The sequence below is a fragment of the Stenotrophomonas sp. P2112 genome, from assembly GCF_041897515.1.
GTDB lineage: Bacteria > Pseudomonadota > Gammaproteobacteria > Xanthomonadales > Xanthomonadaceae > Stenotrophomonas > Stenotrophomonas sepilia.
Map to the genome: position 1 here is coordinate 230,166 of NZ_CP169216.1, position 22,254 is coordinate 252,419.

General features: G+C 65.1%; 24 protein-coding genes. 10 read left to right on the plus strand and 14 right to left on the minus strand.

Going from position 1 to position 22,254, the window contains the following annotated elements; translation table 11 throughout:
* Window positions 1-12 precede the first annotated feature (12 nt).
* The 4 genes from ACEPA4_RS01015 to mmsB are packed head-to-tail and all read left to right on the plus strand — an operon-like array spanning window position 13 to window position 4,032.
* Window positions 13-1,179 (plus strand): acyl-CoA dehydrogenase family protein, encoded by a 1,167-nt coding sequence (locus ACEPA4_RS01015; RefSeq protein ID WP_065185591.1) that lies wholly within the window; start codon window positions 13-15, stop codon window positions 1,177-1,179.
* Entirely contained in the window at window positions 1,176-1,973 is a 798-nt protein-coding gene (locus ACEPA4_RS01020) for an enoyl-CoA hydratase (RefSeq protein ID WP_139726615.1), read from the plus strand. The genes ACEPA4_RS01015 and ACEPA4_RS01020 overlap by 4 nt, the downstream gene beginning before the upstream one ends.
* On the plus strand, window positions 1,970-3,145 hold the full coding sequence (locus ACEPA4_RS01025; RefSeq protein WP_164093131.1) for an enoyl-CoA hydratase/isomerase family protein: 1,176 nt from the start codon (window positions 1,970-1,972) through the stop codon (window positions 3,143-3,145). The genes ACEPA4_RS01020 and ACEPA4_RS01025 overlap by 4 nt, the downstream gene beginning before the upstream one ends.
* Complete coding sequence (gene mmsB, locus ACEPA4_RS01030; protein ID WP_005420650.1) at window positions 3,142-4,032, plus strand: 3-hydroxyisobutyrate dehydrogenase; 891 nt, start codon at window positions 3,142-3,144, stop codon at window positions 4,030-4,032. Before ACEPA4_RS01025 ends, mmsB begins: the two co-directional genes overlap by 4 nt.
* Window positions 4,033-4,350: 318 nt before the next feature.
* On the opposite strand, the gene ACEPA4_RS01035 is transcribed toward mmsB, so the two are convergent.
* Both ACEPA4_RS01035 and ACEPA4_RS01040 read right to left on the minus strand, forming a co-directional pair.
* Complete coding sequence (locus tag ACEPA4_RS01035) at window positions 4,351-4,776, minus strand: organic hydroperoxide resistance protein (protein WP_004153735.1); 426 nt, start codon at window positions 4,774-4,776, stop codon at window positions 4,351-4,353.
* A gap of 111 nt (window positions 4,777-4,887) precedes the next feature.
* Entirely contained in the window at window positions 4,888-5,868 is a 981-nt protein-coding gene (locus ACEPA4_RS01040; RefSeq protein WP_262089783.1) for a cation diffusion facilitator family transporter, read from the minus strand.
* A gap of 208 nt (window positions 5,869-6,076) precedes the next feature.
* On the opposite strand from ACEPA4_RS01040, the gene ACEPA4_RS01045 reads away from it, so the two are divergent.
* The 4 genes from ACEPA4_RS01045 to ACEPA4_RS01060 all read left to right on the plus strand — a co-directional run bounded on the left by ACEPA4_RS01045 (window position 6,077) and on the right by ACEPA4_RS01060 (window position 12,081).
* Complete coding sequence (locus tag ACEPA4_RS01045; protein WP_065178425.1) at window positions 6,077-7,531, plus strand: SulP family inorganic anion transporter; 1,455 nt, start codon at window positions 6,077-6,079, stop codon at window positions 7,529-7,531.
* A gap of 146 nt (window positions 7,532-7,677) precedes the next feature.
* Window positions 7,678-8,280, plus strand: a complete 603-nt coding sequence (locus ACEPA4_RS01050) for a lysozyme inhibitor LprI family protein (protein WP_329953537.1) — start codon at window positions 7,678-7,680, stop codon at window positions 8,278-8,280.
* A 25-nt stretch (window positions 8,281-8,305) separates the two neighbouring features.
* Window positions 8,306-10,696, plus strand: a complete 2,391-nt coding sequence (locus ACEPA4_RS01055) for a peptidoglycan-binding protein (RefSeq protein WP_235648718.1) — start codon at window positions 8,306-8,308, stop codon at window positions 10,694-10,696.
* Between the two features lie 470 nt (window positions 10,697-11,166).
* Complete coding sequence (locus tag ACEPA4_RS01060; RefSeq protein WP_064237441.1) at window positions 11,167-12,081, plus strand: DUF4760 domain-containing protein; 915 nt, start codon at window positions 11,167-11,169, stop codon at window positions 12,079-12,081.
* Window positions 12,082-12,626: 545 nt separating this feature from the next.
* On the opposite strand, the gene ACEPA4_RS01065 is transcribed toward ACEPA4_RS01060, so the two are convergent.
* The 10 genes from ACEPA4_RS01065 to ACEPA4_RS01110 form a co-directional block, all read right to left on the minus strand.
* A complete protein-coding gene (locus tag ACEPA4_RS01065) occupies window positions 12,627-13,541 on the minus strand; it encodes a DNA cytosine methyltransferase (protein ID WP_374082926.1) in 915 nt (304 codons plus the stop codon).
* 259 nt (window positions 13,542-13,800) lie between these two features.
* Window positions 13,801-13,986, minus strand: a complete 186-nt coding sequence (locus tag ACEPA4_RS01070; RefSeq protein ID WP_061478818.1) for a hypothetical protein — start codon at window positions 13,984-13,986, stop codon at window positions 13,801-13,803.
* Window positions 13,979-14,305: a hypothetical protein gene (locus ACEPA4_RS01075; protein ID WP_374082927.1), complete on the minus strand. Its 327-nt coding sequence runs from the start codon at window positions 14,303-14,305 to the stop codon at window positions 13,979-13,981. The genes ACEPA4_RS01070 and ACEPA4_RS01075 overlap by 8 nt, the downstream gene beginning before the upstream one ends.
* A gap of 184 nt (window positions 14,306-14,489) precedes the next feature.
* Window positions 14,490-17,180 carry a toprim domain-containing protein gene (locus tag ACEPA4_RS01080; protein ID WP_374082928.1) on the minus strand — a complete coding sequence of 897 codons (2,691 nt, stop codon included), beginning with the start codon at window positions 17,178-17,180 and terminating at the stop codon, window positions 14,490-14,492.
* A gap of 109 nt (window positions 17,181-17,289) precedes the next feature.
* Window positions 17,290-17,535 carry a hypothetical protein gene (locus ACEPA4_RS01085; RefSeq protein ID WP_329888251.1) on the minus strand — a complete coding sequence of 82 codons (246 nt, stop codon included), beginning with the start codon at window positions 17,533-17,535 and terminating at the stop codon, window positions 17,290-17,292.
* Window positions 17,535-17,843, minus strand: coding sequence for a hypothetical protein (locus tag ACEPA4_RS01090; RefSeq protein WP_374082929.1), 309 nt, complete (start codon window positions 17,841-17,843; stop codon window positions 17,535-17,537). Before ACEPA4_RS01090 ends, ACEPA4_RS01085 begins: the two co-directional genes overlap by 1 nt.
* Window positions 17,843-18,415: a hypothetical protein gene (locus ACEPA4_RS01095; protein ID WP_374082930.1), complete on the minus strand. Its 573-nt coding sequence runs from the start codon at window positions 18,413-18,415 to the stop codon at window positions 17,843-17,845. The genes ACEPA4_RS01090 and ACEPA4_RS01095 overlap by 1 nt, the downstream gene beginning before the upstream one ends.
* Window positions 18,412-18,576, minus strand: a complete 165-nt coding sequence (locus ACEPA4_RS01100; RefSeq protein WP_374082931.1) for a hypothetical protein — start codon at window positions 18,574-18,576, stop codon at window positions 18,412-18,414. The genes ACEPA4_RS01095 and ACEPA4_RS01100 overlap by 4 nt, the downstream gene beginning before the upstream one ends.
* Window positions 18,577-18,685: 109 nt before the next feature.
* Window positions 18,686-19,030, minus strand: coding sequence for an ogr/Delta-like zinc finger family protein (locus tag ACEPA4_RS01105; protein WP_374082932.1), 345 nt, complete (start codon window positions 19,028-19,030; stop codon window positions 18,686-18,688).
* Window positions 19,027-19,359, minus strand: coding sequence for a DNA-binding protein (locus tag ACEPA4_RS01110; protein WP_374082933.1), 333 nt, complete (start codon window positions 19,357-19,359; stop codon window positions 19,027-19,029). The genes ACEPA4_RS01105 and ACEPA4_RS01110 overlap by 4 nt, the downstream gene beginning before the upstream one ends.
* A 70-nt stretch (window positions 19,360-19,429) precedes the next feature.
* Between ACEPA4_RS01110 and ACEPA4_RS01115 the strand changes: the two genes are divergently transcribed.
* Together ACEPA4_RS01115 and ACEPA4_RS01120 are read left to right on the plus strand one after the other, a co-directional pair.
* A complete protein-coding gene (locus ACEPA4_RS01115; RefSeq protein ID WP_374082934.1) occupies window positions 19,430-19,861 on the plus strand; it encodes a helix-turn-helix domain-containing protein in 432 nt (143 codons plus the stop codon).
* 606 nt (window positions 19,862-20,467) lie between these two features.
* The gene (locus tag ACEPA4_RS01120) at window positions 20,468-20,851 is read left to right on the plus strand and encodes a hypothetical protein (protein ID WP_374082935.1); all 384 of its coding nucleotides are present in this window, start codon (window positions 20,468-20,470) and stop codon (window positions 20,849-20,851) included.
* On the opposite strand, the gene ACEPA4_RS01125 is transcribed toward ACEPA4_RS01120, so the two are convergent.
* Both ACEPA4_RS01125 and ACEPA4_RS01130 read right to left on the minus strand, forming a co-directional pair.
* On the minus strand, window positions 20,829-21,848 hold the full coding sequence (locus tag ACEPA4_RS01125; protein ID WP_374082936.1) for a phage late control D family protein: 1,020 nt from the start codon (window positions 21,846-21,848) through the stop codon (window positions 20,829-20,831). The genes ACEPA4_RS01120 and ACEPA4_RS01125 overlap by 23 nt on opposite strands.
* Complete coding sequence (locus tag ACEPA4_RS01130; protein WP_235648731.1) at window positions 21,845-22,246, minus strand: phage tail protein; 402 nt, start codon at window positions 22,244-22,246, stop codon at window positions 21,845-21,847. The genes ACEPA4_RS01125 and ACEPA4_RS01130 overlap by 4 nt, the downstream gene beginning before the upstream one ends.
* Window positions 22,247-22,254 lie beyond the last annotated feature (8 nt).

Here is a 22,254-nt window from a genome sequence, read left to right on the forward strand (position 1 = left end):
GCAGGAGCAGCCATGAGCCACTCGATGACGACGGAACTGGAAGAAGCGCAGCAGGCGTACCGCGAGGCGGCGCGCGACTTCGCACAGGCCGAACTGGCGCCACACGCCGCGCGATGGGATGCGGAGGGCATCTTTCCGCGCGAGGCGATCGCCAAGGCCGGTGAACTGGGCTTCTGCGGTCTGTACATGGACCCGGAAGTGGGCGGCAGCGGCCTGAGCCGGCTGGACGCCGCCGTCGTCATCGAGGAGCTCGCCAACGTCGATCCGTCGACTGCGGCCTACATCAGCATCCACAACATGGCCTCGTGGATGGTGTCCACGTGGGGCCAGCCAGCACTGCGCGATGCGTGGGGCACTGACCTGTCCTCGGGCAACAGGCTGGCCTCGTACTGCCTGACCGAACCGGGTGCCGGCTCCGATGCGGCCTCGCTGAAGACCACCGCCGTGCGCGACGGCGATCATTACGTGCTGAACGGCTCGAAGGCCTTCATCTCCGGCGCCGGTGCCACCGAACTGCTGGTGGTGATGGCACGTACCGGCGGTGCCGGTGCCGGCGGCGTCAGCGCCATTGCAGTGCCGTCGGACCTGCCGGGCATCAGCTTCGGCCGCAAGGAAGAGAAGATGGGCTGGAACAGCCAGCCCACCCGTGGCATCACCTTCGAAAACGTCCGCGTGCCGGTCAGCCACCTTCTGGGAGAGGAAGGCGGCGGCTTCAAGCTGGCGATGAAGGGGCTTGATGGTGGCCGCATCAACATTGCCGCCTGCTCGCTGGGTGCCGCGCAGGGCGCGCTGGATGCCGCGCGCCGCTACATGGGCGAGCGCCGCCAGTTCGGCAAGGCGCTGGCCGAGTTCCAGGCGCTGCAGTTCAAGCTGGCCGACATGGTCACCCAGCTGGTGGCCGCGCGGCAGATGGTGCACACCGCCGCACGCAAGCTCGATGCCGGGGCCAGCGATGCCAACGTATGGTGCGCGATGGCCAAGCGCTTCGCCACCGATGCCGGCTTCAACGTCTGCAATGAAGCGCTGCAGATCCACGGTGGCTACGGCTACATCCGCGAGTACCCGATCGAGCGCCTGCTGCGTGACTGCCGCGTGCACCAGATCCTGGAAGGCACCAACGAGATCATGCGGGTGATCGTTGCCCGTCACCTGCTCAACACCGAAGAGGAACTGCGATGAAGGATTGGCGTACCCAGGAGCACGTGGGCCTGAAGGTCGAGGCCGACGGCCACACCGCCGTGGTCACCCTGAACAACCCGCCGGCGCACACCTGGACCGTGCACAGCCTGTCGGCGCTGCGCGACCTGGTCGGCGCGCTCAACGCAGACCGTGACGTCTACGCACTGGTGATCACCGGTGACGGCGAGAAGTTCTTCTCCGCCGGTGCCGACCTCAACCAGTTCGCTTCCGGCGACAAGGCCGCAGCGCGCGAAGCCGCGCGCCGTTTCGGCGAAGCCTTCGAGGCGTTGTCCGGTTTCCGTGGCGTGTCGATCGCCGCGATCAACGGCTACGCGATGGGCGGAGGCCTGGAATGCGCACTGGCCTGCGACCTGCGCATCATCGAAGAGCACGCCCAGGTGGCGCTGCCGGAGGCCACCGTCGGCCTGCTGCCGTGCGCCGGTGGCACCCAGAACCTGCCGCGCCTGGTTGGCGAAGGCTGGGCCAAGCGCATGATCCTGCTGGGTGAGCGCATCAACGCCGAGACCGCGCTGCGCATCGGGCTGGCCGAAGAAAAGGTCGGCAAGGGCGAAGCCAAGGCACTGGCGCTGGAATGGGCGAAAAAGGCCGGCAAGCAGAGCCCGACCAGCATCGCCGCCTGCAAGACCCTGGTGCAGTCCACCCGCACCGGCACCCACGCCTCGGCGCTGGTGGCCGAGCGCGAAGCCTTCGTCGACCTGTTCGACACCGCCGACCAGGTCGAGGGCGTGACTGCCTTCCTGGAAAAGCGCGCCGCGCAGTGGAAGAACGCATGAGCGCCGACACCGCTGCCGACGACGCACCGGTGCTGTTCGAGGAGCGCGTGGCCGGTAACGGCGTGCGCATCGGCCTCGCCACGCTCAACGCGCCGCGCACGCTCAATGGCTTCTCGCTGCCGATGGCACACCTGCTGCTGGAGCAGTTGAACGCTTGGGCCGACGACGACGGCATCGCCATGGTGGTGCTGCAGGGTGCTGGCGAAAAGGCGTTCTGCGCTGGCGGCGACCTGCACAGCCTGTACAAGGCCATGGTCGCCTTCCGTGAGGACGGCCGCAGCGACATCCGCGAGAACGACTACGCCGCCGAGTTCTTCGACGTCGAGTACCGCGTCGATTACCTCATCCACACCTATACCAAGCCGATCCTGTGCTGGGGCCACGGCATCGTGATGGGCGGCGGTATCGGCCTGATGTCCGGCGCCAGCCACCGCGTGGTCAGCGAGCGCTCCAAGCTGGCCTTCCCGGAAATCACCGTTGGCCTGTTCCCGGATGTCGGTGGCAGCTGGCTGCTGCCGCGCGTGCCGGGCAAGGGCGGCCTGTTCCTGGCCCTGACCGGCGCGTTGCTCAATCCGGGCGATGCCATCTATGCCGGCCTGGCCGATGTGCACGTGGCTGAAGAACGCCGCAGCGCGGTGTTCGATGCGCTGCTGCAGGTGGCCTGGTCCAGTGATTCCGCACACAACCACGAACGCCTGACCCATCTGCTGCAGTCGCATGCCAGTGATGCTGCGACCGGTCCGCTGCTGGCCAACGCGGCGCAGGTCGATGCGTTGTGCGAAGGCGATGACCTGCCCGCGATCATCAAACGCATCAGCGCGCTGCAGACCGACGATGCCTGGCTGCAGGCGGCACAGAAGACGCTTGCCGCCGGCGCGCCCGGCTCGGCACGTCTGGCGTTCGAGCTGCAGCGCCGCAGCGCCGGCCAGGACCTGGCCAGCGTCTACCGGCTGGAGTACATCACCGCGCTGCACTGCGCCGCCCACGGCGATTTCGCCGAAGGCATCCGCGCACTGCTGATCGACAAGGACCGCAATCCGCAGTGGAACCCGGCCACCCTGGCCGAGGCCACCGGCGCGTGGGCCGACACCTTCTTTGCTTCCCCCTGGGCCGCTGCCGCGCATCCGCTGGCCGACCTGGGCACTCCCCTTGTTGAAAGGAGCCTTGCATGAGCCGCATTGCATTCATCGGGTTGGGCAACATGGGTGGCCCGATGGCCGCCAATCTGGTCAAGAACGGCCACACCGTGCGCGTGTTCGATCTGGTCCCGGCTGCGGTGCAGGCCGCCGTCGATGCCGGTGCCAGCGCGGCGTCGTCGGCACGCGACACCCTGGCCGATGCGGAAGTCGTGATCTCGATGCTGCCGGCCAGCCGCCACGTCGAAGGCGTGTACCTGGGCGATGACGGCATCCTCGCCGCCATCCCAGCGGGTGCACTGGTCATCGACTGCAGCACGATCGCACCGGCCAGTGCCCGCAAGGTTTCCGAAGCGGCCGCCGCGCGTGGCCTGCAGATGATCGACGCGCCGGTCTCCGGCGGTACCGCGGGCGCCCAGGCCGGCACCCTGACCTTCATCGTCGGTGGCGAAGAGGACGCGCTGGAACGCGCTCGCCCGGTGCTGCAGGCGATGGGCAAGAACATCTTCCATGTCGGCGCCAGCGGTGCCGGCCAGGTCGCCAAGCTGTGCAACAACATGGCGCTGGGCGTGATCATGGCGGTGACCGGTGAAGCCATCGCGCTGGGTGTTGCGCACGGGCTGGACCCGAAGGTGCTGTCGCAGATGATGGCGGTCAGCACCGGCCGCAGCTGGGCCACCGAAGTGTGCAACCCGTGGCCGGGCGTGCTGGAAAATGCGCCGGCCTCGCGCGGCTACAGCGGCGGTTTCGGCAGCGATCTGATGCTGAAGGACATGGGCCTGGCGGTGGAAGCGGCGATGAGTGTCGGCGCCTCGATCCCGCTGGGCGAAGTGGCCCGCAACCTGTACTCGATGAACCACCAGGCCGGCCGCGGCAAGCTGGATTTCTCCAGCGTCGTGCAGCTCATCACCAGCGACCGGTAACCGGTCGCTGGTCCGCGCATTCCACCTTATCCCCGCGCCGTTGGCGCACCCCCTTGAACAACAAGGGGGCTCTCCTCCAGAAGGATGGATGCGCGCCGTAGCGAATGCGTCCCCGGCCACGTGCCGGGGCCCACCCGAGGTGGGATGGGCGGATGCTCGGTTTCGACCGGCATCCGCCCATTTTTTTGGGGGGGCTGATCACTGGGGTCGGATCCCTTTCGCAACGCGAAAGGGCTCTGACCCCATATAGCCGTGCCGGGCCTGGGATGGGGTCAGAGCCCTTTGCTGTTGGCAAAGGGATCCGACCCCGGCGCTGCATCAGGCAACGATCAGCGTCACGTCGATGTTGCCGCGGGTGGCATTCGAGTACGGGCACACGATGTGCGCCTTCTGCACAAGCTCTTCGACCTGCTCGCGCGGCACGCCCGGCACGTTGATGGTCAGCTCGGCCTCGATGCCGAAACCGGTCGGGATCTGACCGATGCCGACCTTGCCGGTGACGGTGGTGTCGGCCGGCAACGCGACCTTGGCCTGGCCGGCCACGAACTTCAACGCGCCCAGGAAGCAGGCCGAGTAGCCGGCGGCGAACAGTTGTTCCGGGTTGGTGCCCGGGCCGCCGGCGCCGCCCAGCTCGCGCGGGGTCGACAGCTGGATGTCCAGCACGTTGTCGGAGGAGACGGAACGGCCTTCGCGGCCGCCGGTAGAGGTGGCCTGGGCGGTGTACAGAACCTTTTCGATGGACATCGGGATGCTCCTGGTCAGTGGGTGGGTGTTGCGTTGGAGCCTACTTTGCCCGCTTTCCGCGTACGTTGGGTTGCAACGCGTACGAAAAACTTGATCAATCGTCCTGCCGGCCTAGATCGTCCACTCGCGGTCGGTGGTGAACATGATGGTCAGCCAGCGGTCCGGCGAGGCCTCGCCCAGCGCTTCGCCGATCTCGTCGCGCAGCCGGTCCCATTCCACCAAGGGCCGCGGCGGGTCGTCTTCCGGCACCACAAAGAACAGCTCGATCTGCTCGCCACGCCCCACCTGCGCGACGTAGCTGCGGTGCTCAACGAAGCCGTGCCTGGCCACGATCGCGCGTGCCACCGCATCCACATGCGCCTGCAGTTCCGGCGGGGTGACCAGCAGGATGCCGGCCAGCGCCCGGCGCACGGTGCCGAGCGGGGCGATCATCACCAGCACGCAGACGAAGGCGAGGATGGCCGGGTCGATGTACGGCCCGACCCAGGCCCAGGAGGTGCCCTGCACCAGCACGCCGCCGAGGAAGGCCAGCAGGTAGCAGGCCGACATGCTGGCCGCGATCACCCAGTTTTTCGCATCCAGTGCGATGAACTCCGAGCCGATGCGGCGGTTGGCGCGCAGCACGAACCAGGCCAGCGCACCTTCGCCGACGATCGACAACCCGGCGAAGGCGATGGCCGGACCGAGCGCGATGTGGCGGCCGCCGGACATCAGCGCGTCGACCGCATTGACCAGCGCATACAGCGCAGCGCCGATCATCAGCGTGCCGCTCACCCCCAGCACGATCGGCTCCAGGTGCCAGAAGCCCATGGTGAAGCGCTGGTTGAGCCGCGACTGCAGCGCGTCGGTGCTGGTGGACAGTGCGATCAGCCGCGCGACCAGCAGTGACAGCCAGGTCATCACCACATCGATCAGGCCGTAGATGCCGTCGAAGATGATCAGCGAGGAATTGGCCAGCAGGCCGAACACCACCGCTGCCGCGGCCAGCAGCAGTGAGGCGGCGATGGACAGGCGCAGCACGCCTTGTTCGGTGGCGGGATCGAAGAACTGTGCGTGGTCGGTGGCCATGGCGCGATTGTAGAGCGGAGCCATGCTCCGCTGCCGTTGCGGACTGTCGACGCTGTCCCTTGGCAGCCCTGTGCCGTAGACTGCGTCCCTCCCACGTACCGATTCCCGCCTGCAGTGATCACGCCACCCTGACCCTTGCCGCATCTCGGCAGCCGGCCCGCCCGGCTCAGGAACCCGCGTCTTTCCACTGCAGCGCCATGCGGCCACGCCCGCGTGCGCGCGGAGTTTTTCCATGCAAACGTCCTACCCCCTGCGCCAGCAATGGCTCGGCAACATCCGTGGTGATCTGCTGTCCGGCATGGTCGTCGCCCTGGCCCTGATTCCCGAGGCCATCGCCTTCTCGCTCATCGCCGGCGTCGACCCCAAGGTTGGCCTGTACGCCGCGTTTTCCATCGCGGTGGTCACCGCCATCGCTGGCGGCCGGCCGGGCATGATCTCCGCCGCCACCGGTGCAATGGCGCTGGTGATGGTCGACCTGGTCAAGGACCATGGCCTGCAGTACCTGTTCGCCGCCAGCATCCTGGCCGGCCTGCTGCAGGTGCTGGCCGGTGTGTTCAAGCTTGGGTCGCTGATGCGATTCGTCTCGCGCTCGGTCATCACCGGCTTCGTCAACGCGCTGGCGATCCTGATCTTCCTGGCGCAGATGCCGGAACTGATCGGCCGCGGTCCCACCGTCTACGTGCTGTGTGCCGCCGCACTGGCGATCATCTACCTGCTGCCGCGCCTCACCCGCGCTGTGCCTTCGCCGCTGGTGGCAATCGTCGTGCTCACCGCCGTAGTGATCGGCTTTGGCGTGGACGTGCGCAGTGTTGGTGACATGGGCCAGCTGCCGGACAGCCTGCCGCAGTTCCTCATCCCCGATGTACCGCTCAGCTGGGAAACGCTGCGCATCCTGCTGCCGGTGTCGGCCACGCTGGCCGTGGTCGGCTTGCTCGAATCGATGATGACCCTGCAGATCGTCGAGGACATCACCGAGACGCCCAGCGAGCGCAACCGCGAATGCGTCGGCCAGGGCGTGGCCAACACGGTCACCGGGTTCCTCGGCGGAATGGCCGGCTGCGCGATGATCGGCCAGTCGGTCATCAACGTGACGTCTGGTGGCCGCGGCCGCCTGTCCTGCCTGGTGGCCGGCGTGCTGCTGCTGGTGCTGGTGGTGTACGGCAGCGACCTGGTGCGGCAGATCCCGATGGCTGCGCTGGTGGCGGTGATGATCATGGTCAGCATCGGCACTTTCAGCTGGCGCTCGCTGCGCGACCTGCGCACGCATCCGCGCAGTTCCTCGGCCGTGATGTTGCTGACCGTGGTGGTCACCGTGGCCACCCACGACCTGGCCAAGGGCGTGCTCAGTGGCGTGCTGCTGTCGGCGCTGTTCTTCGCCCGCAAGGTCGGCCGCATGCTGGAGGTGCAGCGCGAGGATGCCGGAGACACGCAGGTCTACCGCGTACGCGGGCAGGTGTTCTTTGCGTCTGCCGGCCAGCTGGGCGCGGCGTTTGACTACCAGCACGTCGCGCCGAAGGTGCAGATCGACCTGCGTGACGCCCACCTGTGGGACCTGACCGCAGTGGCCGCGCTGGAACGTGCGCAGGAAAAGCTGGCCGCGCATGGGGCGGAGGTGGTGGTGGTAAGCCTCAATGTGGCTAGCCAGACGCTGATCGAACAGGTGGGCGGGCGCGCGGGCGGGCATTGAGGCTTACGCATCCTGCTTCTGCGACGAGGTGCACGCATTCTGAATCCGGTCAGGCATCTGAAACCGGCGCTCGCGTAGCATGCGTTTCCTGATGGGGCCGATGGACGGCCCCGCGTTGACGGGCCACGCGCCTGGATGCCAAGGAGATGCAAGCAATGCAGGGAATAAACCACCTTCCAGCGGCCCCCCGTGAAACGTTCGGCAAGGCTGGGGCCATCGCCCTTGCGCTGGCCTTTGGCCTCAGCCTGGCGGCATGCCAGGCCAAGAGCCCGGAGGCGGATACGGCAGCTGCTCCCGCGGCCGCCGCGCCGGCCACTGCATCGCCGCCCGCCACTGCAGAGCCTGCACGTGCCGCACCTGCCACGACGGTGGCCGATGCCGATGACCAGGACATGCCGCCGCAGCGCCCGGATGATTCCTACAACAAGGCGACGTTGCGGCCGCAGTATGCTGCATGCGTGAGATCCAGCGGCGGCGAGACATCGGCACTGCAGGCGTGTGGTGATGACGAGCTTGCTTGGCAGGAGCAGCGGCTCGAGCAGGCTTTCATGAAGATCGTTGACGGCCCCGATGGCAAGGACAAGGACAGGCTGATGGACGAGCAGGCTGCCTACATGTCCGATACCAATCGCTACTGCAGCTGGAACCCTGCCGAAGACGGGCAGGGGCAGATGCTGGACGCGCAGTCCTGCCGGATCAATCGCACCGCCAACCGTGCCGATGTGCTGCAGGCACTGACCTCAAAGTAAATCCCCCGCAAAGGAGTGCAGGAAGATGGATGTTGTGACCCAGGCAAAGCAGGCAATGGACAGCTGGCATCGCGGCCAGACGTCGGCGCATTTCGAAACCGGAGGTCGTGGCCCCGGCCACGTTTCCACCGGCAGGGGCGACCATGGTGGCGTGTCGTATGGCAGTTACCAGTACGCCACCAACGTTGGCGGCGTGGACGAATACGTCGCCGCCTCGCGCTATGGCAACCGCTTCAACGGCCTGCAGGCAGGAACCCCGGCCTTCACCGAACGCTGGAAGGAAGTGGCGGCGGCCGATCCGGCAGGGTTTGCCAGGGATCAGCACGACTTCATCCAGCACCAGTACTACGACGTGCAGATGGGCCGCCTGAAGGATGTAGGCATTGATCTTTCCGGCCGTGGTCCGGCCGTGCAGGACGCGCTGTGGAGCACCTCGGTGCAGTACCGCGGCATGACACGTTCGGTGTTCCAGAAGGGTCTCCAGCAAGCCTACAGCGAAGACTTCAAGCTGGCTGAGCTGAGTGACGAGCAGATTGTCCGCGCGGTGCAGGACTACAAGCACGCCAACGTGCAGTCGCACTTCCAGAGCTCGCCCACCCTGTGGGATTCGCTGCGTGATCGTGCGCTCACCGAGAAGAACGCGCTGGTCGGGCTGGCGCGCTACGACCAGGTCAACCAAAACCCCGAGGCTTACCGGGGCAAGGATTACCAGCAAGCGTTCGGTGAACCTGAGCCGGGCCGGCGCGGGCAGCGCGCGGCCGCATCGGCGATGGCCGACGGCGTGCTGGCACCCGGCGAGCACGGTACCGAGGTCCAGGCCCTGCAGGCCAAGTTGATCCAGGCCGGCCATACCGGCCGCAACGGGCAACCTCTGACAGCCGATAGCCACTACGGTGCCAACACCGAGCATGCAGTGCGCGAGTTCCAGCAGGCGCATGGGCTGACCGTTGATGGCAAGGCCGGCCGGCAGACCCTGCAGGCTCTGGATACGGTGGTACGCGAGCACACGCCGGCGCAGCCTGTGGCACCGGCCACGCCTGCTGCGGCACCCGCACCCGCGACTGCGCGCGAACCCGATGCCGCTGCCGCACCCGGTGGCCAGCGCATCGTCGTGGTCGAACCCTTTGGCAACGGCAGCAGCAACCGCACACTGCGTCATGGCACCAGTGGCGAGGATGCCTACCGCGAACTGAAGATCCATCACCCCAACACCAACGCCGAGGCCGTGCGCACCGGCAATGCCGCCAAGGCTGACCGCCCGTCGGCAATGGTCGAGGGCGAGCTGGAAACGGTGCGGACCCGTGGTGATCGCAACGGCATTCCGCTGGTGCACAAGGATCTGATCCTGAGTACTTCGCGCGGCGACCGGGAAGTGATGATTCCCAATCCGGTCGCGGGCTACGTGCAGGTCAACAACGACAAGTGGAACTCCATCAGCATCTGGAGCCATCCGGCCGGGCATCCGCAGCGTGAACTGGTCGGGCAGGTGCTGCATGGTGCACGTGGAAGCACCCCCTACAAGACTGGTGATTTCGTCGAGTACGGCGCGCCGTTGATCCGCCAGTCCGATGCCGGCACCCCGGGTGCCGTGCACGCACATATCGAGCTCGAGCCGGACCAGTACCGCAGGTTCCTGGGTGACATGCTCAATGACCGCATCACCCTGGGCGGCAAGGTCCACGCGCAGGGCCCCGAGGCCGCGCAGGCCGCACGCAGTGCACAGCAGGCGCCGATGGCCGATGGCGTGCTGAAGCAGGGCGAGCGCGGCGATGAGGTCAAGGCCTTGCAGGGCAAGCTGGCGGCGCTGGGCTATGCCGGGGCCAATGGCAAGCCGCTGCACGCCGATGGTGTGTATGGCAAGGACACCTTTGCGGCGGTCAAGCAGTTCCAGGCCAACAACGGCCTGGACGACGATGGCAAGGCAGGCCGCAAGACCCTGGCGCAGGTCGATGCCCCCAACGCGGTCAAGGCCGGTACCCCGCCGGCGGCACCGGCCCGGGCCGAGCCCGCAGAGCCGGCCAGCATGCGCGACCCCGGGCACGCCGACAACGCGCGCTTCGGCCAGGCGCTGGGCAAGCTGCAGGCGCTGGAGCAGCAGCGTGCCCAGGCCGGCCTGAAGCCACTGTTCGCCAACCCGCAGGAGGTTGAGCGGGCGGCCGGCCAGCTGGCGTACGAAAGCAAGGTGTCCGGGATGCGCCAGATCGACCACGTCGTGGCCCGCCCCGACGGCACCGGTCTGTTTGCGGTGCAGGGCGAGCTGGGCGACCCGGCGGCGCAGCGGACCTTCGTCGACCGCCAGCAGGCGGTATCGCACTCGGTCGAGGCCAGCAGCCGGCAAAGCGAAGCGCTGGACAGCCAGTTCAACCAGCGTGCGCAGGAGCAGCAGCAGGAACAGGTGCGCAACCGCGGGTTGTAAGCCACGCGGCGACCCCGGGGCCGGTCGAGCGGCCAGTCCCGGCGCCACCCGCCGCCGTTCAGCCGTCCGGTGTAAACTATTGATCTCACTGGCAATGCCAGTCTCCGCGATCAACACCCCGATGACGTCCGCCACCGCCCGTTACGCTGATTCCCTGCGCCTGTCCGTTGCCCCCATGATGGACTGGACCTACAGCCTTGTGGGACAAGGCTTTTGCGGGTTCAGGCACATTAATGGCGCATTAAAGTCGCCGGGAGGCCCAGCCGATAGCTGAGGGGGAGTGTGGAAATTCTTGCGGACCGTCTACACTTTCCTCATAGCACCCAGATACACTGGTGCCGTCCCATCCGCTTCACCCGTCATGGAGGTCTGTATGAAGAACAATGGTGTTGAAGGCTAAGGCCCAAGCAACGGAATAGAAAAAGCAGAGGCCCCTACACGTTAGGGGCCTCTCTCGTATGAGGGGAAAAATGGAAAGGATCTTCACGGATTTGAAGTTCGCGCCAGTGTGGAGCTGGCTGTCGCTTGTCGTTAGCCTTGTAACGCTCACTTTGGCATGCAGTGGCGCTTACCAAGCTAAGGCAGTGGTCCTTTTAGCGGTCGTATCACAGCTTGGCCTGGGTGCCTTCTTGGCTCCCACCGTATTTCGAGCGGCTAAGAAAGGACACAAACATGTTCCCACTGTCTGCGCATGGACAGTGGTCTGGCTTGCTACTGCGGTAGCAACGTTCCTTTACTGGTTCTTCAACTGGCCGGGCTTCAATGCGAACGACCAGAATGACCGCATCTTGAACGTAGTTCCGGTTCTGACTGCAATCGTCTTTGGTGGTCTGGGCTGGTACGTGCACTATCAGTTCTCTGCTCGCACTCAGCGCATGAACAGCAGTTTTGCGCTGGTCATGGAGATGATGAAGAGTTCGGAGTACCTCGCCCGCAACGCTTTGGTAAGCGATCACTTCCCGTCCAGTGTCGAAGACATCCCCGATGAGTACATTCCGTACTTTGCTCCTGGCGCGGAAAAGCGCCTAAAGGATGCTGCCACTGCAGACGAACCTCTTTGCCCCATCAAGCTTGAGCAAGCGCGTGCAATCGCCGCTTTGCGCTACATCCTCAACTACTTCGAATTTATGGCTGTAGGCGTCAGAGCGAATGACATTGATTGTGATCTGCTTCTAGATACCGTGGGTCAGATCGTTGTGAGCCGATTTAAGAGATCGCAAAAGCTGGTGAAGTGGATTCGTGATCCTAAGCCGCTCGGTGCCGGTCAAGACCTCGCATTTGAACACCTTGAATGGATGTGCCGCGATTGGGAGCCACGTCTTGAGGAACAAACCTCCAAGGCAAAGCAGCGACTACTTGAGCGACAGCGAGTAGAGCAGCGCTAAGGGAAAAGCCGCCTTGCAAGGCGGCTTTTTCGTTACCTAGTCAGTGCGTCCTATTCGTCCGTTGTTCGTCCCACCAGTCTGCTACGTCGCGGGTGTCGTAGACCTCCCCGATACGGGGTGGCAAAAGACCCGCGCTGTGCTTGTTGGCCATGGTCTTCATGGTTGATGACGGGAAGAACGCGTCACGCAACTGTGCGACGGTCAGAGTTGCCCCAAACTGTCCAAACAGCATCCAGAACGTGCCGAACCCACCTCCACCTGCCGTTCCCGGCGCTGCCATCAACCTGTTCCCCCAACCAGCCGCAGCTGCAGCTGGGGTGCGGGCGCCGGCATAGGCGTGGCCGGTTGCACTGTCTGCAGGCCGTGTTGCTTGTGCCAATGAGCCCAAGCCAAGTCGAACGACGGATGCTTTGCAGTGGTGCTGCAACGGCACTCGATCAGGTGGCCGCCGCCCGCGCTCTCACGGCGTAGATCATGGACGTACCTGGCTTTATGGCCCGCCGCGCAGGCGGGGAGGGCGCGCGGCGGCGCCTTCTGCTGCTGTGTCATGCGGCGGCCCTCAATGCTTGAATGAACTGGCATGCCTTGGGTGGGCAAACTGCGTTGCCCATCATCTGCATCCCGTCCTTCTTGTTTGAGGGCAGCACGTAGCGCTGGGGAAAGCCCATGGCGATCTTGGCTTCATCCACCGAAACCATGCGCATGCGGTCACCGTCGATCACGGCCCAGCGGTCCCGCGTGGTGATCGTACCGATGGGCCGATCCAGTGACCGGCCGGTCAAGCCAGATCCGGTGCCGAAGTAGGGCGCCACGAAGCGCTCGCCGAAAGCAGCTCGGCCAGCGCGTACACGGGCAATAGTGGCAGCGGCACGCCCGGGGCGCTCCACCGGTGTCCACGTACCGGTGTTGAAGTCAATGAAGCTGCTGGCCGGCACGTGCGGCATCTTCGGCAGCCTCAGCTCCAAGGGATGCTTGCTCTTCGTCAGCAGGACGAAGACGCGCACGCGGTGCTGCGGGACGCCGAAGTCGGCGGCGTCCAGCAAGTGCGGACTGATCGCGTAGCCCAATGCATGCACTGCAGCGCACCAGGCCGGGAACAGCTTCCACTTGAGAAAGGCGGGTACGTTCTCGACCACAGCCGCCTCGGGCGAATTGCACTCCAACGCAGAGACGACAGCCCAAGCAGTTGAACGTGTGGCGTCGTGATGGGGGCGTTCCTTGCCGCGCGCAGGGGTATGCCCCTGACACGCGGGCGAGGCCAGCAGGAGGTCGTAGCGGGGCATCTGGGTCCAGTCGGCCTGCTGCAGGTCCTGGCAGATGTGCTTGGCGCGTGGGTGGTTCGCTGCGTGTGTTGCTACTGCTGCGGGCCAGTGGTTCGCAGCCAACACCACCTCGCAGCCCGCCTGTTCCGCGCCCTCCGTGAACCCACCACCGCCGGCGAACAAGTCGATAGCCTTCATGCCTGAGCCTCACTGCGGCTGGTAACAATGAGGAATCGGCGGGCGTCGTCGATATCAACCATGGCAGTTCTCCCAGGCGGTCAGCGTGAACGACGCGCCGCAGTCCCGGCATTCGCAGTCGCGGGAGGGCCCAACGTGGTCCGAGTACTCGCCGTCAGCACGCGTGTATGTGCGCACCGAAGCGGGGATTTCTGTGTAGTCGATATAGCCAGCCATGCCGCAGTCCGGGCAGTACCGATGTGGGTCACGGATCATCGGTTCAACCATGGGCCACCTCCCGGCGCACAGCCATGGGGGTTCGGCGGCGCAGCGCCTGTGGGATCTGTCCCACGGCCAGGCCGCTGTGCCGACGGCGGGGTGGGCGGGTCTGCCACATCTTGAGCATGGTGGCGCCAGCGACCGGCAGCAGCACGCACATGGCCAGCAGGGCAACGAAATCAGCCATTGGCCACCTCCTGCGCGGCCTGTGCGACGGCAGCGGCGGTTGCCCGCTTGCCGGGCAGCATGTTGGCCACTTCGTAGGGGAACGGAATGCGGCTGGCCAGGTCGGCAAGCTCGGGCGAAATCCAGCTGGTCTCGTCGTTGAAGTCGGTTCCCTTCACCAGTTCCCAGCCCTTCCTGCTGCCCCTGCGGCGCTCGAACACGCACTGCGCGATCTTGGCCGGTCCCATGTTCAGCATCGCCGTGGCGATGACGCGGTTGTGGGTGATATGGAGGGTGACCGTAGCGCTGGCGTCGGTATCACCGTCTGCCGCAGCATTCACACAGTTATGCACACCCGTGATAGCCTCCGCACCGGGTCCGGTGCTGGAATCCAGCGACTTTGCGAGGGTGGTCAAGGCTTGGCCTGTCATCTGTTGCATGGTTCTCTCCTGAACTTCGTTGGTGGATGGCCTTGGGGGCGGTGTTGGCGCACTCCCCGCCGGGCCTTTGCTGTTGCTGCGTGTCTTACTTCTGGAACACCCAGCACTTCACGGTGCTGCTGAGCATCGGGGTGGAACGGATTGCGCTGTTGACGGCGGTGTTGGCGCTCACGAACTTGTGGCGCTTGGACTCAACCAGCAGTCGGCGCAGGTCGCCAATGTCGGGCACCTGCTGGCCGTAGTAGCCCGCCTTCTGAATGAACTCGTTGAGGTTGATGGCGATGCGGGTGTCGTCGCGCGAGTGATTCAGCACGGTTCGCCTGTCGCCACTGGCCTGCATCTCGATGTACTCGTATGCATCCCAGAACTCGGAGACGATGCGGTGATCGGCGCCTATGGCGTCCTGACGTTCGGTGGCCATCTTGACCAGGGCGTCTCGGGTTTCGCGCACCATGTGTTCCGGCAGGTTGACCACCAGCCGCAGCGCATCGAGCAGGGCAAGCATCTGCGCGTGGTTCTTGATAATGCGCTCGACGCGCAGCTCTTTCTCCTCGCGCAACCTGGCTTCGTAGAACCGAACGCGCTCGGCGAACTTCTCCATCACGGCGGTTTCCGCCTTGAGCGCTGCCAGCAGGAAGTAGCTCAGCTTCTCAACCGGTAGCGCATTGAGATTGTCCGCAGCCTGCCGGCTCTCGGTCGTCGCGGTCGGCTTCTTGAAATGGAGCTTCACGATGCGCGTGAGGATGGCCTCGCTGCCATCAACGGGCGCGTTCTGGCTGATGACGATGGTGCCTTGGAACGGCGGTTCGTAGGTTTCGTTGCCGCCGTTGCGCACGCCGCGCGTGGCCAGGGTGCCGCCGCCGTAGTAGTCCTTCAGTTCGTCCCACTCGAACGATTTGGCGTGCGCCTTGTCGCCGTTGTCGCTGCGGTCGGCTTCCAGCAGCACAATGGGCATGCCGGAAATCTGCCCCATGGCGCGGGCGCGGCCGGCCTTCGTGGACTTGGCGGGGTCAAAGCCTTCATGGTCGGCGCGGGCGAGCAGCTTCCATAGGAAGTTGAGCAGCGTGGTCTTGCCGGCGCCGGCCTCGCCCGTGGCTTCCAAGAACGGGAACGACTTGTGACTGCTGCGGATCTGGTTGGCGAACAGCGAGCCGAACCAGAACGTCAGGGCCACGATCCCGTGCGTGCCGAAGCACGTCCACAACCAGCCGAGCCAGTCGGTGGAGTAGTTTTCGTGATCGCGCTGAATGTCCATGCGGATCGAACGCTGCGTGGTCTTGATACGCAGTTTGTTGAACTCGAAGTAATCCTCGGCATTGGCGAGGGTCACCTCGCCGGCACGCACGGCCAGGTCGGGGAAGATGTACGCCTTGTGCTCGGGGCTGTACCCGACGAAGTCGACCGTATCCACCTTTTTGATGTTGAACAGCTGGTCTTCCATCATTCGGTCCAGCTGCTGGCCGCTGCCGCTGAACACGGCGCCCTGGGCAAGGCTGATGATCCGCTTCTTGAACTCGGTGGCGCTGGCAACCTGGGCGCCGGTGAAGGTGCCCTTCACCGACGGCGCGTCGTGCGGGAAGTCAACGCGGAAGTAGTACCAGCTTTCGTCGGTCGCCTCGTGGCGCTGGAAGTAGAGCGCCTCGGGGTAACAGTTGGAGATCTGCTGCACCGACGCGCAGGCGCGCTGGATTTTGGCCACCGCCTCATCGCTGAGCGTCCCTTCTTCGTCGTCGGGGTTCTTCTCCCGCATCATCTTGTCGAAGCGCACCGCGTCGAACTCGAACCAGAACAGGCGCGAGGCGAACTCGATGTGGAACTCGGTCTTCTGTTCGCGCTGGTAGATCACCAACCCCTTGTCCACGGCCGTGCGCGCCATCAACACGGCGCCGTTGTGGCGCGCCTGGTCGAGGTCGGCCTGCCACTGTGCGTCGCCGTCCTCCGCCGCCTGCGCACGCAGGTGCAGATCGTTCCAGTCGGTCTTCTTCTCGCCCACCTGCTCGATCTGCGCGGCCAAGCAGCGGTAGCCCAGCTTCTCGGCTCGGCGGGCGTGCTTGATGGTGTAGGCGCGTGCGCCCGGCTCATTGTCCAGACCCCACACCAGCACCGGCAGATCGTTGGGACGTGCGGCCTTCAGTTCTTTGAGGGACAGTTCGGGATAGGCGTTGCTCGACATCGCGGCAACGGCGCAGATGCCGCGCTGCAGGAGCGCGATGGCGTCGAAGATGCCCTCCACGATCCAGACCTCACGGGCGGTGCGCAGCTGATCCTGTGCGGCGGCACCCCACCACACCCCAGCGTAGCTCTCGCCCGGCGCAAACCGGGCCTTCATCTTGCCGAACCGGTGGGGGCGGTCGATCAGCCTCTCCCACCAGCCGCCTTTGACCAGCGGGAAGCGCACGGTGGCTGTGCCCAGGTTCTTCGTGCGGTCGTGGTAGCTCTCTTGCACATACAGGCCCCGCAGGGGCTTCACGTTGAATCCGCGGCCGGTGGCCAGGTACGCGTCGGCTGCTGCGTGCGGCGCCTGCGGCGTCTGCGGGTTGGTCTTGGAGTAGTCGTCGAACAGGTCGTCGTAGAGGTCGCGCACGCGGACCTCTTGGCCGCACTTGGCCTGTCGACCGCAGCGCAGTACCCAAGGCTTCTCGTAGCTGGTGTACAGCTCCTTCTTGCCGCAGTGCGGGCACTTGCCCCCGCGCATGTAGGGGGTGCCGCTACGGTGCTTGAGGCCATAGTCGCGCTGGATGCGCGCCAGTACCTGTTGGCGGATTTCTTCTTGCATGGCGGCTCAGCCTTCGTTCGCCGCGTGAGCGGCGGTGCGGTGGTGTTGCATGGTTCTCTCCTGTCCGCCCCCGGCGGCGTTGGCGCGCTGCCGGAGGCGGGGTGGTGCATTACTCAACGGCGGGGCGAGAGCGGCCGATGATCGCGGCGAGGTCTTCAGCCATGTACTGCGCGACGGCGGAGGTGTGGTCGGCCTCGATTTCCAGCATCTTTGCTGCCTCGCTCGGCAGCTTGGCCAGCAGTTCGGCCGCAGCCGCGATACGGCACAGCCGCAGGTAGTCGGCAAGGCTGATGACCTGGTCGCCGCGATCCATCGGGCCGGGCAGCACCGGCGTATGCCCGTTGCTGCTGGCCATCAGTTCACCCCGCCTGGGTAGCTCTCGCCCGTGCGCAGCCACTGGAAGAAGCGCTCGGCCTCGCCCTCGGCGAGCAGGTAGACGACGGTTCCAATCTGGATTCCCCCGGCAGCAGTCCGCAACAGATTGCGTGAGTGATGCGCGGTGAACGTCGCTGCTGTGTCCGATTCGATCTGTACCAGCGCCAGAAACAGGATCTTGTGCTGGTCGAACGAGGCGCGCAGGCCGAGGCCAGGAATCGGTGTTTCCAGCACGATGACCGGACGCAGGCACGGTTCGGGGATGGTGACGTTGTTGGGCGGCGCCATCAGTGCGCCCCCTTACCGTCAGCGCCACGGGCGTCCCTGCGGGCATCGCACTGTGCGGTGTAGGCCATCAGCACGTCGCCCAGGGTGATGGCGAGCGGGGACACGCCCACACCGACCAGCCGGGCGATGAACGCCTGATAGTCTTCGTTGGGCCATTCGAGGGTGTCGGCGATCAGGCCGAAGGCGAGCGAAATCTGACGCGCGGACGGGTTGCCGGGCGTGGAAGGGGCACCGTGAGGCACGGGGACGTCTCCTGTTGACGAGATTGGAAACCTCGGCGAGACGTTCTTACGCGACGCACCGAGGGTGTCGGGAGGGTAAGAACCGGTCAACAGTCCGGCGGGCAGTTTTCCCCTTGCGGGTGTTGTATGGCTGCCGCCCTCCCGACGCAGGAAAGCGTCGGTGCGCACGAAAAGCAGGCGCAAAAAAACCGCGATGCTGACGGGCGCGGATACCGCTGTTGACTCGGAGTTCTTACGCTCCTTGCGGCAGATCCTGCTCCCCGTCCGTGGGGAAGTCAAGTAAATCTGTGTAGAAATGTGCAGATTGGTTGAAGCGGCGGACAGGCTCATGCGGGCACCTGTGCAGCAGTCGTTGCAGGCAACACGTCATACGCGCCACCGGCTGCGATGTGGGCCTCGACCAGGGTGCGAAGCTCGGCAGCGTCGCGCTGCTTCTGCGCGAATGGCACGTACTCGATCCCAGCCGGTGCGGTGACGAAACTCGGCTGCATCGCCGAGGACCATCCATCAAATTGTGTCTTGTGGCGCATCACGGGCGCAGCGCTCCCTTGCTGGCGCCGGTGGGCGCCAGGTCAGTGGTCGTGGAAGGGGAAAGGTGGATCAGGTGGCGGGTTGTTCGCCGCCGTCCTGTGGTGTGACGTGGGGGGTGTCGATCCAATCCAGCTGCATTTCGCCTCGGTCCTGTCTCCAGCGTTGCAGCAGCAGGGCGCGCTCGTAGCTGGGTGTCTGCGGTAGTTCGCAGGCCGGCGCGTTGGGCATGCCGCTGGGGCTGGAAATGCTGGTCAGTTCAGAGTGGCCGGTGTAGGTAGCGCCGCATACCGGGTTTTGACACACATAGGCGTCGGTGCGCAGATGGCGGTGCTGTAGGGCGCTGGTGCGCTTCGTCAACGGTGTGCCGCATGCGTCACAGGTGAAGATGGCGCGCTGGCCCATGACGGCGCTCATGCCTTGGCCCTGCGCTTGGCAACGGTCGCGACAGCCTTCGCCGTCGCCGAGGCCGCACCCCGCGTGGTCTTGATGGTGCGAATCCGGGCGGATTTGGGCGATTCTGTGTGAGAATCAGGGGCGGCTTTCATGCCAAGGGCTACAGCGGCTGCGTGGGTCTTGCCGATCCGGCACTTGCTGTCGATGCGCAAGGCGTTGTTCACCGCATGGCGGCTCAACCCGTTGGCTTCTGCGAAGGCAGCAACCGACAGGCCGTTGTCGACAAGCCACTGGCGCGCCTGCTCAGCGGTGCGCAGCTTGGATGCGGTAGTCCGTCGTTTGGCGTTCATTCCGTTTCCCCTGTGTATTTCTGGGTGAAATGGTGGTGAAGTTAACTGCACCTGTCAAGGGGGAATTTGCGTGTCTGTAGGTATTCGCCTGAAAGAAGAACGGAAGCGGCTGGGTCTGACCCAGGAGGCCATGGGACTGGCCTGTGGTGTTGCCAAGCGCACGCAGATCCTGTTCGAGCAAGATGCCCATCTGCCAGGTGGTGCTTATTTCGTCGCTGCCGATGAACTCGGCGTCGATGTGACCTATGTGCTGGTCGGCAGGCGGGACCGCCTGGCCGAGGCTGATGCGGATCTGCTACATGCGTGGCGCAGTGCGTCGCCTTCGGCACGTGCCGCCGTGATGGCCGCGCTGCGCGGCGTAGCGCCGGCGTCGGCCACAAGCGCGCCTCGAACCTCCTTCGAGAACACCAGCATCGGTCAGCAGATCAGCGGTGACGTGGATCTGCGTGGACAAAAAGTCGTTGTCAAGGCGCCAAGAGGATCGAAGAAAGCCGCTCGCTGAGTCTCACCTCGCATCGTACTCAGGCCGCTAACTCGCGCGTAAGGGCGCCAGTACGGCGCGGAATTCGAAGTGAGGGACTATGGCGTGCAGTGGTGTGACAAAGCGTGGTGAGGCAGTGTGCGTGTGCAGCGGTACCACCGTGTTCGAGGGGGCCGCGATTGGCCAATTGTTCACGGGCGACGTGCGGATGCAGTGTCCATACGCGATGCAGCAAGCTACGGCGCGACAGGAATCCGTGAGAGAAACCAAAGAGAGCGGTTGCCCGCTATCCACCGCATTGATCGCGCTAGCAATCTGGCAGGCAGTCTATGCACCCGTTGGCATGGATGGCGCACCCGGCTCTTCGGTGGCGCATGCACTGATGTTCCTGGTAGCGGGGGTTCTCACGCGCTACTTCAGGTCACACGCGCTGCGCCTGCTTGCGAGGGTCACTCACAACCGACATTCGAGGGGAGCGAAGTGAACTGGCCAGACCTGAAACTGACTGACTTCCTAGCCGTGTGGGGTGCCGTACTGTCGACGTTGACCTTTGCCATGACGGTAGTACGGGCACGACCACGATTGAAAGTGAACCTAGTTGCGGGTTTAGAGCACGACCGACCCTGCATGTATATCTACGCGCGCAATGTGTCATCACTCAGGGTACGTATCGAGACGATCACCTTGCTGTACCAGCCAGCACGCGTGCCCGCATGGCGCCGGTTAATTGATGTGCTGCGATACAGACGGCGCTATCCCTATCCAAGCTGGAAAGTTTGGTTCCCTAGCAGCCGCGACGTGGATACCGGCTGTCCCGTCTTTGTGGAGCCTCACACATCCTACAAGTGCATGCTGCCGGATGCGGCTGTGCTTGAAGTGATGGGAAATAGCGCAAATGGGCAGATCGTTGCGAAAGTGCAGGATTCGCTGTGGAAGGACTACCATTCAAAGGCCTACAGAGCGGTCCGGTACCGCCAATTCCGGCACCTCATGGTGTGGGCGTCTCAGTAGGCGAGCTGCCTCGCTCAAGTTCGAGGCTGGTTGTGAAGCCGCTGCCGCCATCAATGGTGTGCGTCACCTTCGATACCAGCCAGTCGGTGCCATCGATCTCCGGTTTGAAGCCGCTGACCGTGACAGTCTGCTCCGGGTAGATATCGGCGCGGCCCAGCGCGAGCGTGTAGCTCAGCTGGGCCGTGCCGCGATCCAGACGCTTAAACTCCGCCTCGGCGTGTTGCCGCGCTTCGTCTGCTGTGGCGTAGGTCGCCTGCAGCTTCTTCTCGTTCTCCGCCGTGCCCACCAGCACGCCGGTACGGCGGGCGGCCTTTCGGTCGCCCCAGTAGGCACGAACGCCGGTGTACTTCTCACGGTCGGCCACGGTGTAACGGTGCTGGTCGCCGCTGGCTCGGGTGATCTGCACAGCGGGTAGCGGCTGGCCGCTGGCAGTGGTGCCGGCACCGATAGGCGCGAAGATCAGCGTGCCGGCCTTGATCGTGGCCACCGCGTCGAAGCGTTTGCCCAACCGCGTGAGCAGGTTGATATCACTCTCGTTTGCTTGATCGAGGTGGCCGATGACCTGGCGCGCCAGATCCGCAGCTATCGACGGCCGCAGGGAATGCTCACCGGCAATGGCGCCGACGATATCGCCCAGGGTGGTGTTGTGCCAGCTGCGCTCACGTCGGCTGCGCACGGCGCCAGTGAGGTTCGCGGAACGCGCACGGATGGTGAGAATGTCGGGTGAGCCGCTGTGCTCCACGTCATCGACCACAAAGGTGCCCTTGTCGAACAGACCGCTGCCCTCCCAGCCGATGGCCACCTGCAGTTCGACGCCACGACGCGGCAGCGCCAGCCGCCCATCATGGTCGTGCAGGCGCAGGTCGATCTGGTCGGCCTCATCGCCGCGGCTCTCCGACAGCGACAGGTCGAGCAGACGTGGTGCCAGCCGGCTGGTCAGATCCACGCCGTCCAGCACCACACGCCACGCGGGAATGGGGTAGGCGGTGGCCCTCATGCCCGCACCTCGGCAGCGGCGCCATCGTCGTCGCGTTCGAGCTGCAGCTGAAACTCGATCAGTCGCGGCGTGCCATCAGGAAACAGTTCCTTGCGCGTCTCGTTGAGGCTGACCAGCAGATAGGCCCCATAGACGCGGCCAGTACCCTCGACCAATGCCAGCGGCTTACCTTCGTCGGCCAGGGCGCGCAGTTCGTCCAGCACGTCCAGGTTTGACGCCAGCTCGCCGGCAATCACGCCCTGCAGGCTGATGGTGTCCTCGCCCAGCCCCACGAACTGCCGCGCCGGACGGGCGTGCAGGCGCTCACTGCTGGCGTGGCGCCAGCTCATTTGCCGCTGCAGCTGCTCGTAAGCAGCTGTGGGCAGGGAGAACACAAACGTGCCGTAGCTCATCATCATGGCGGCGG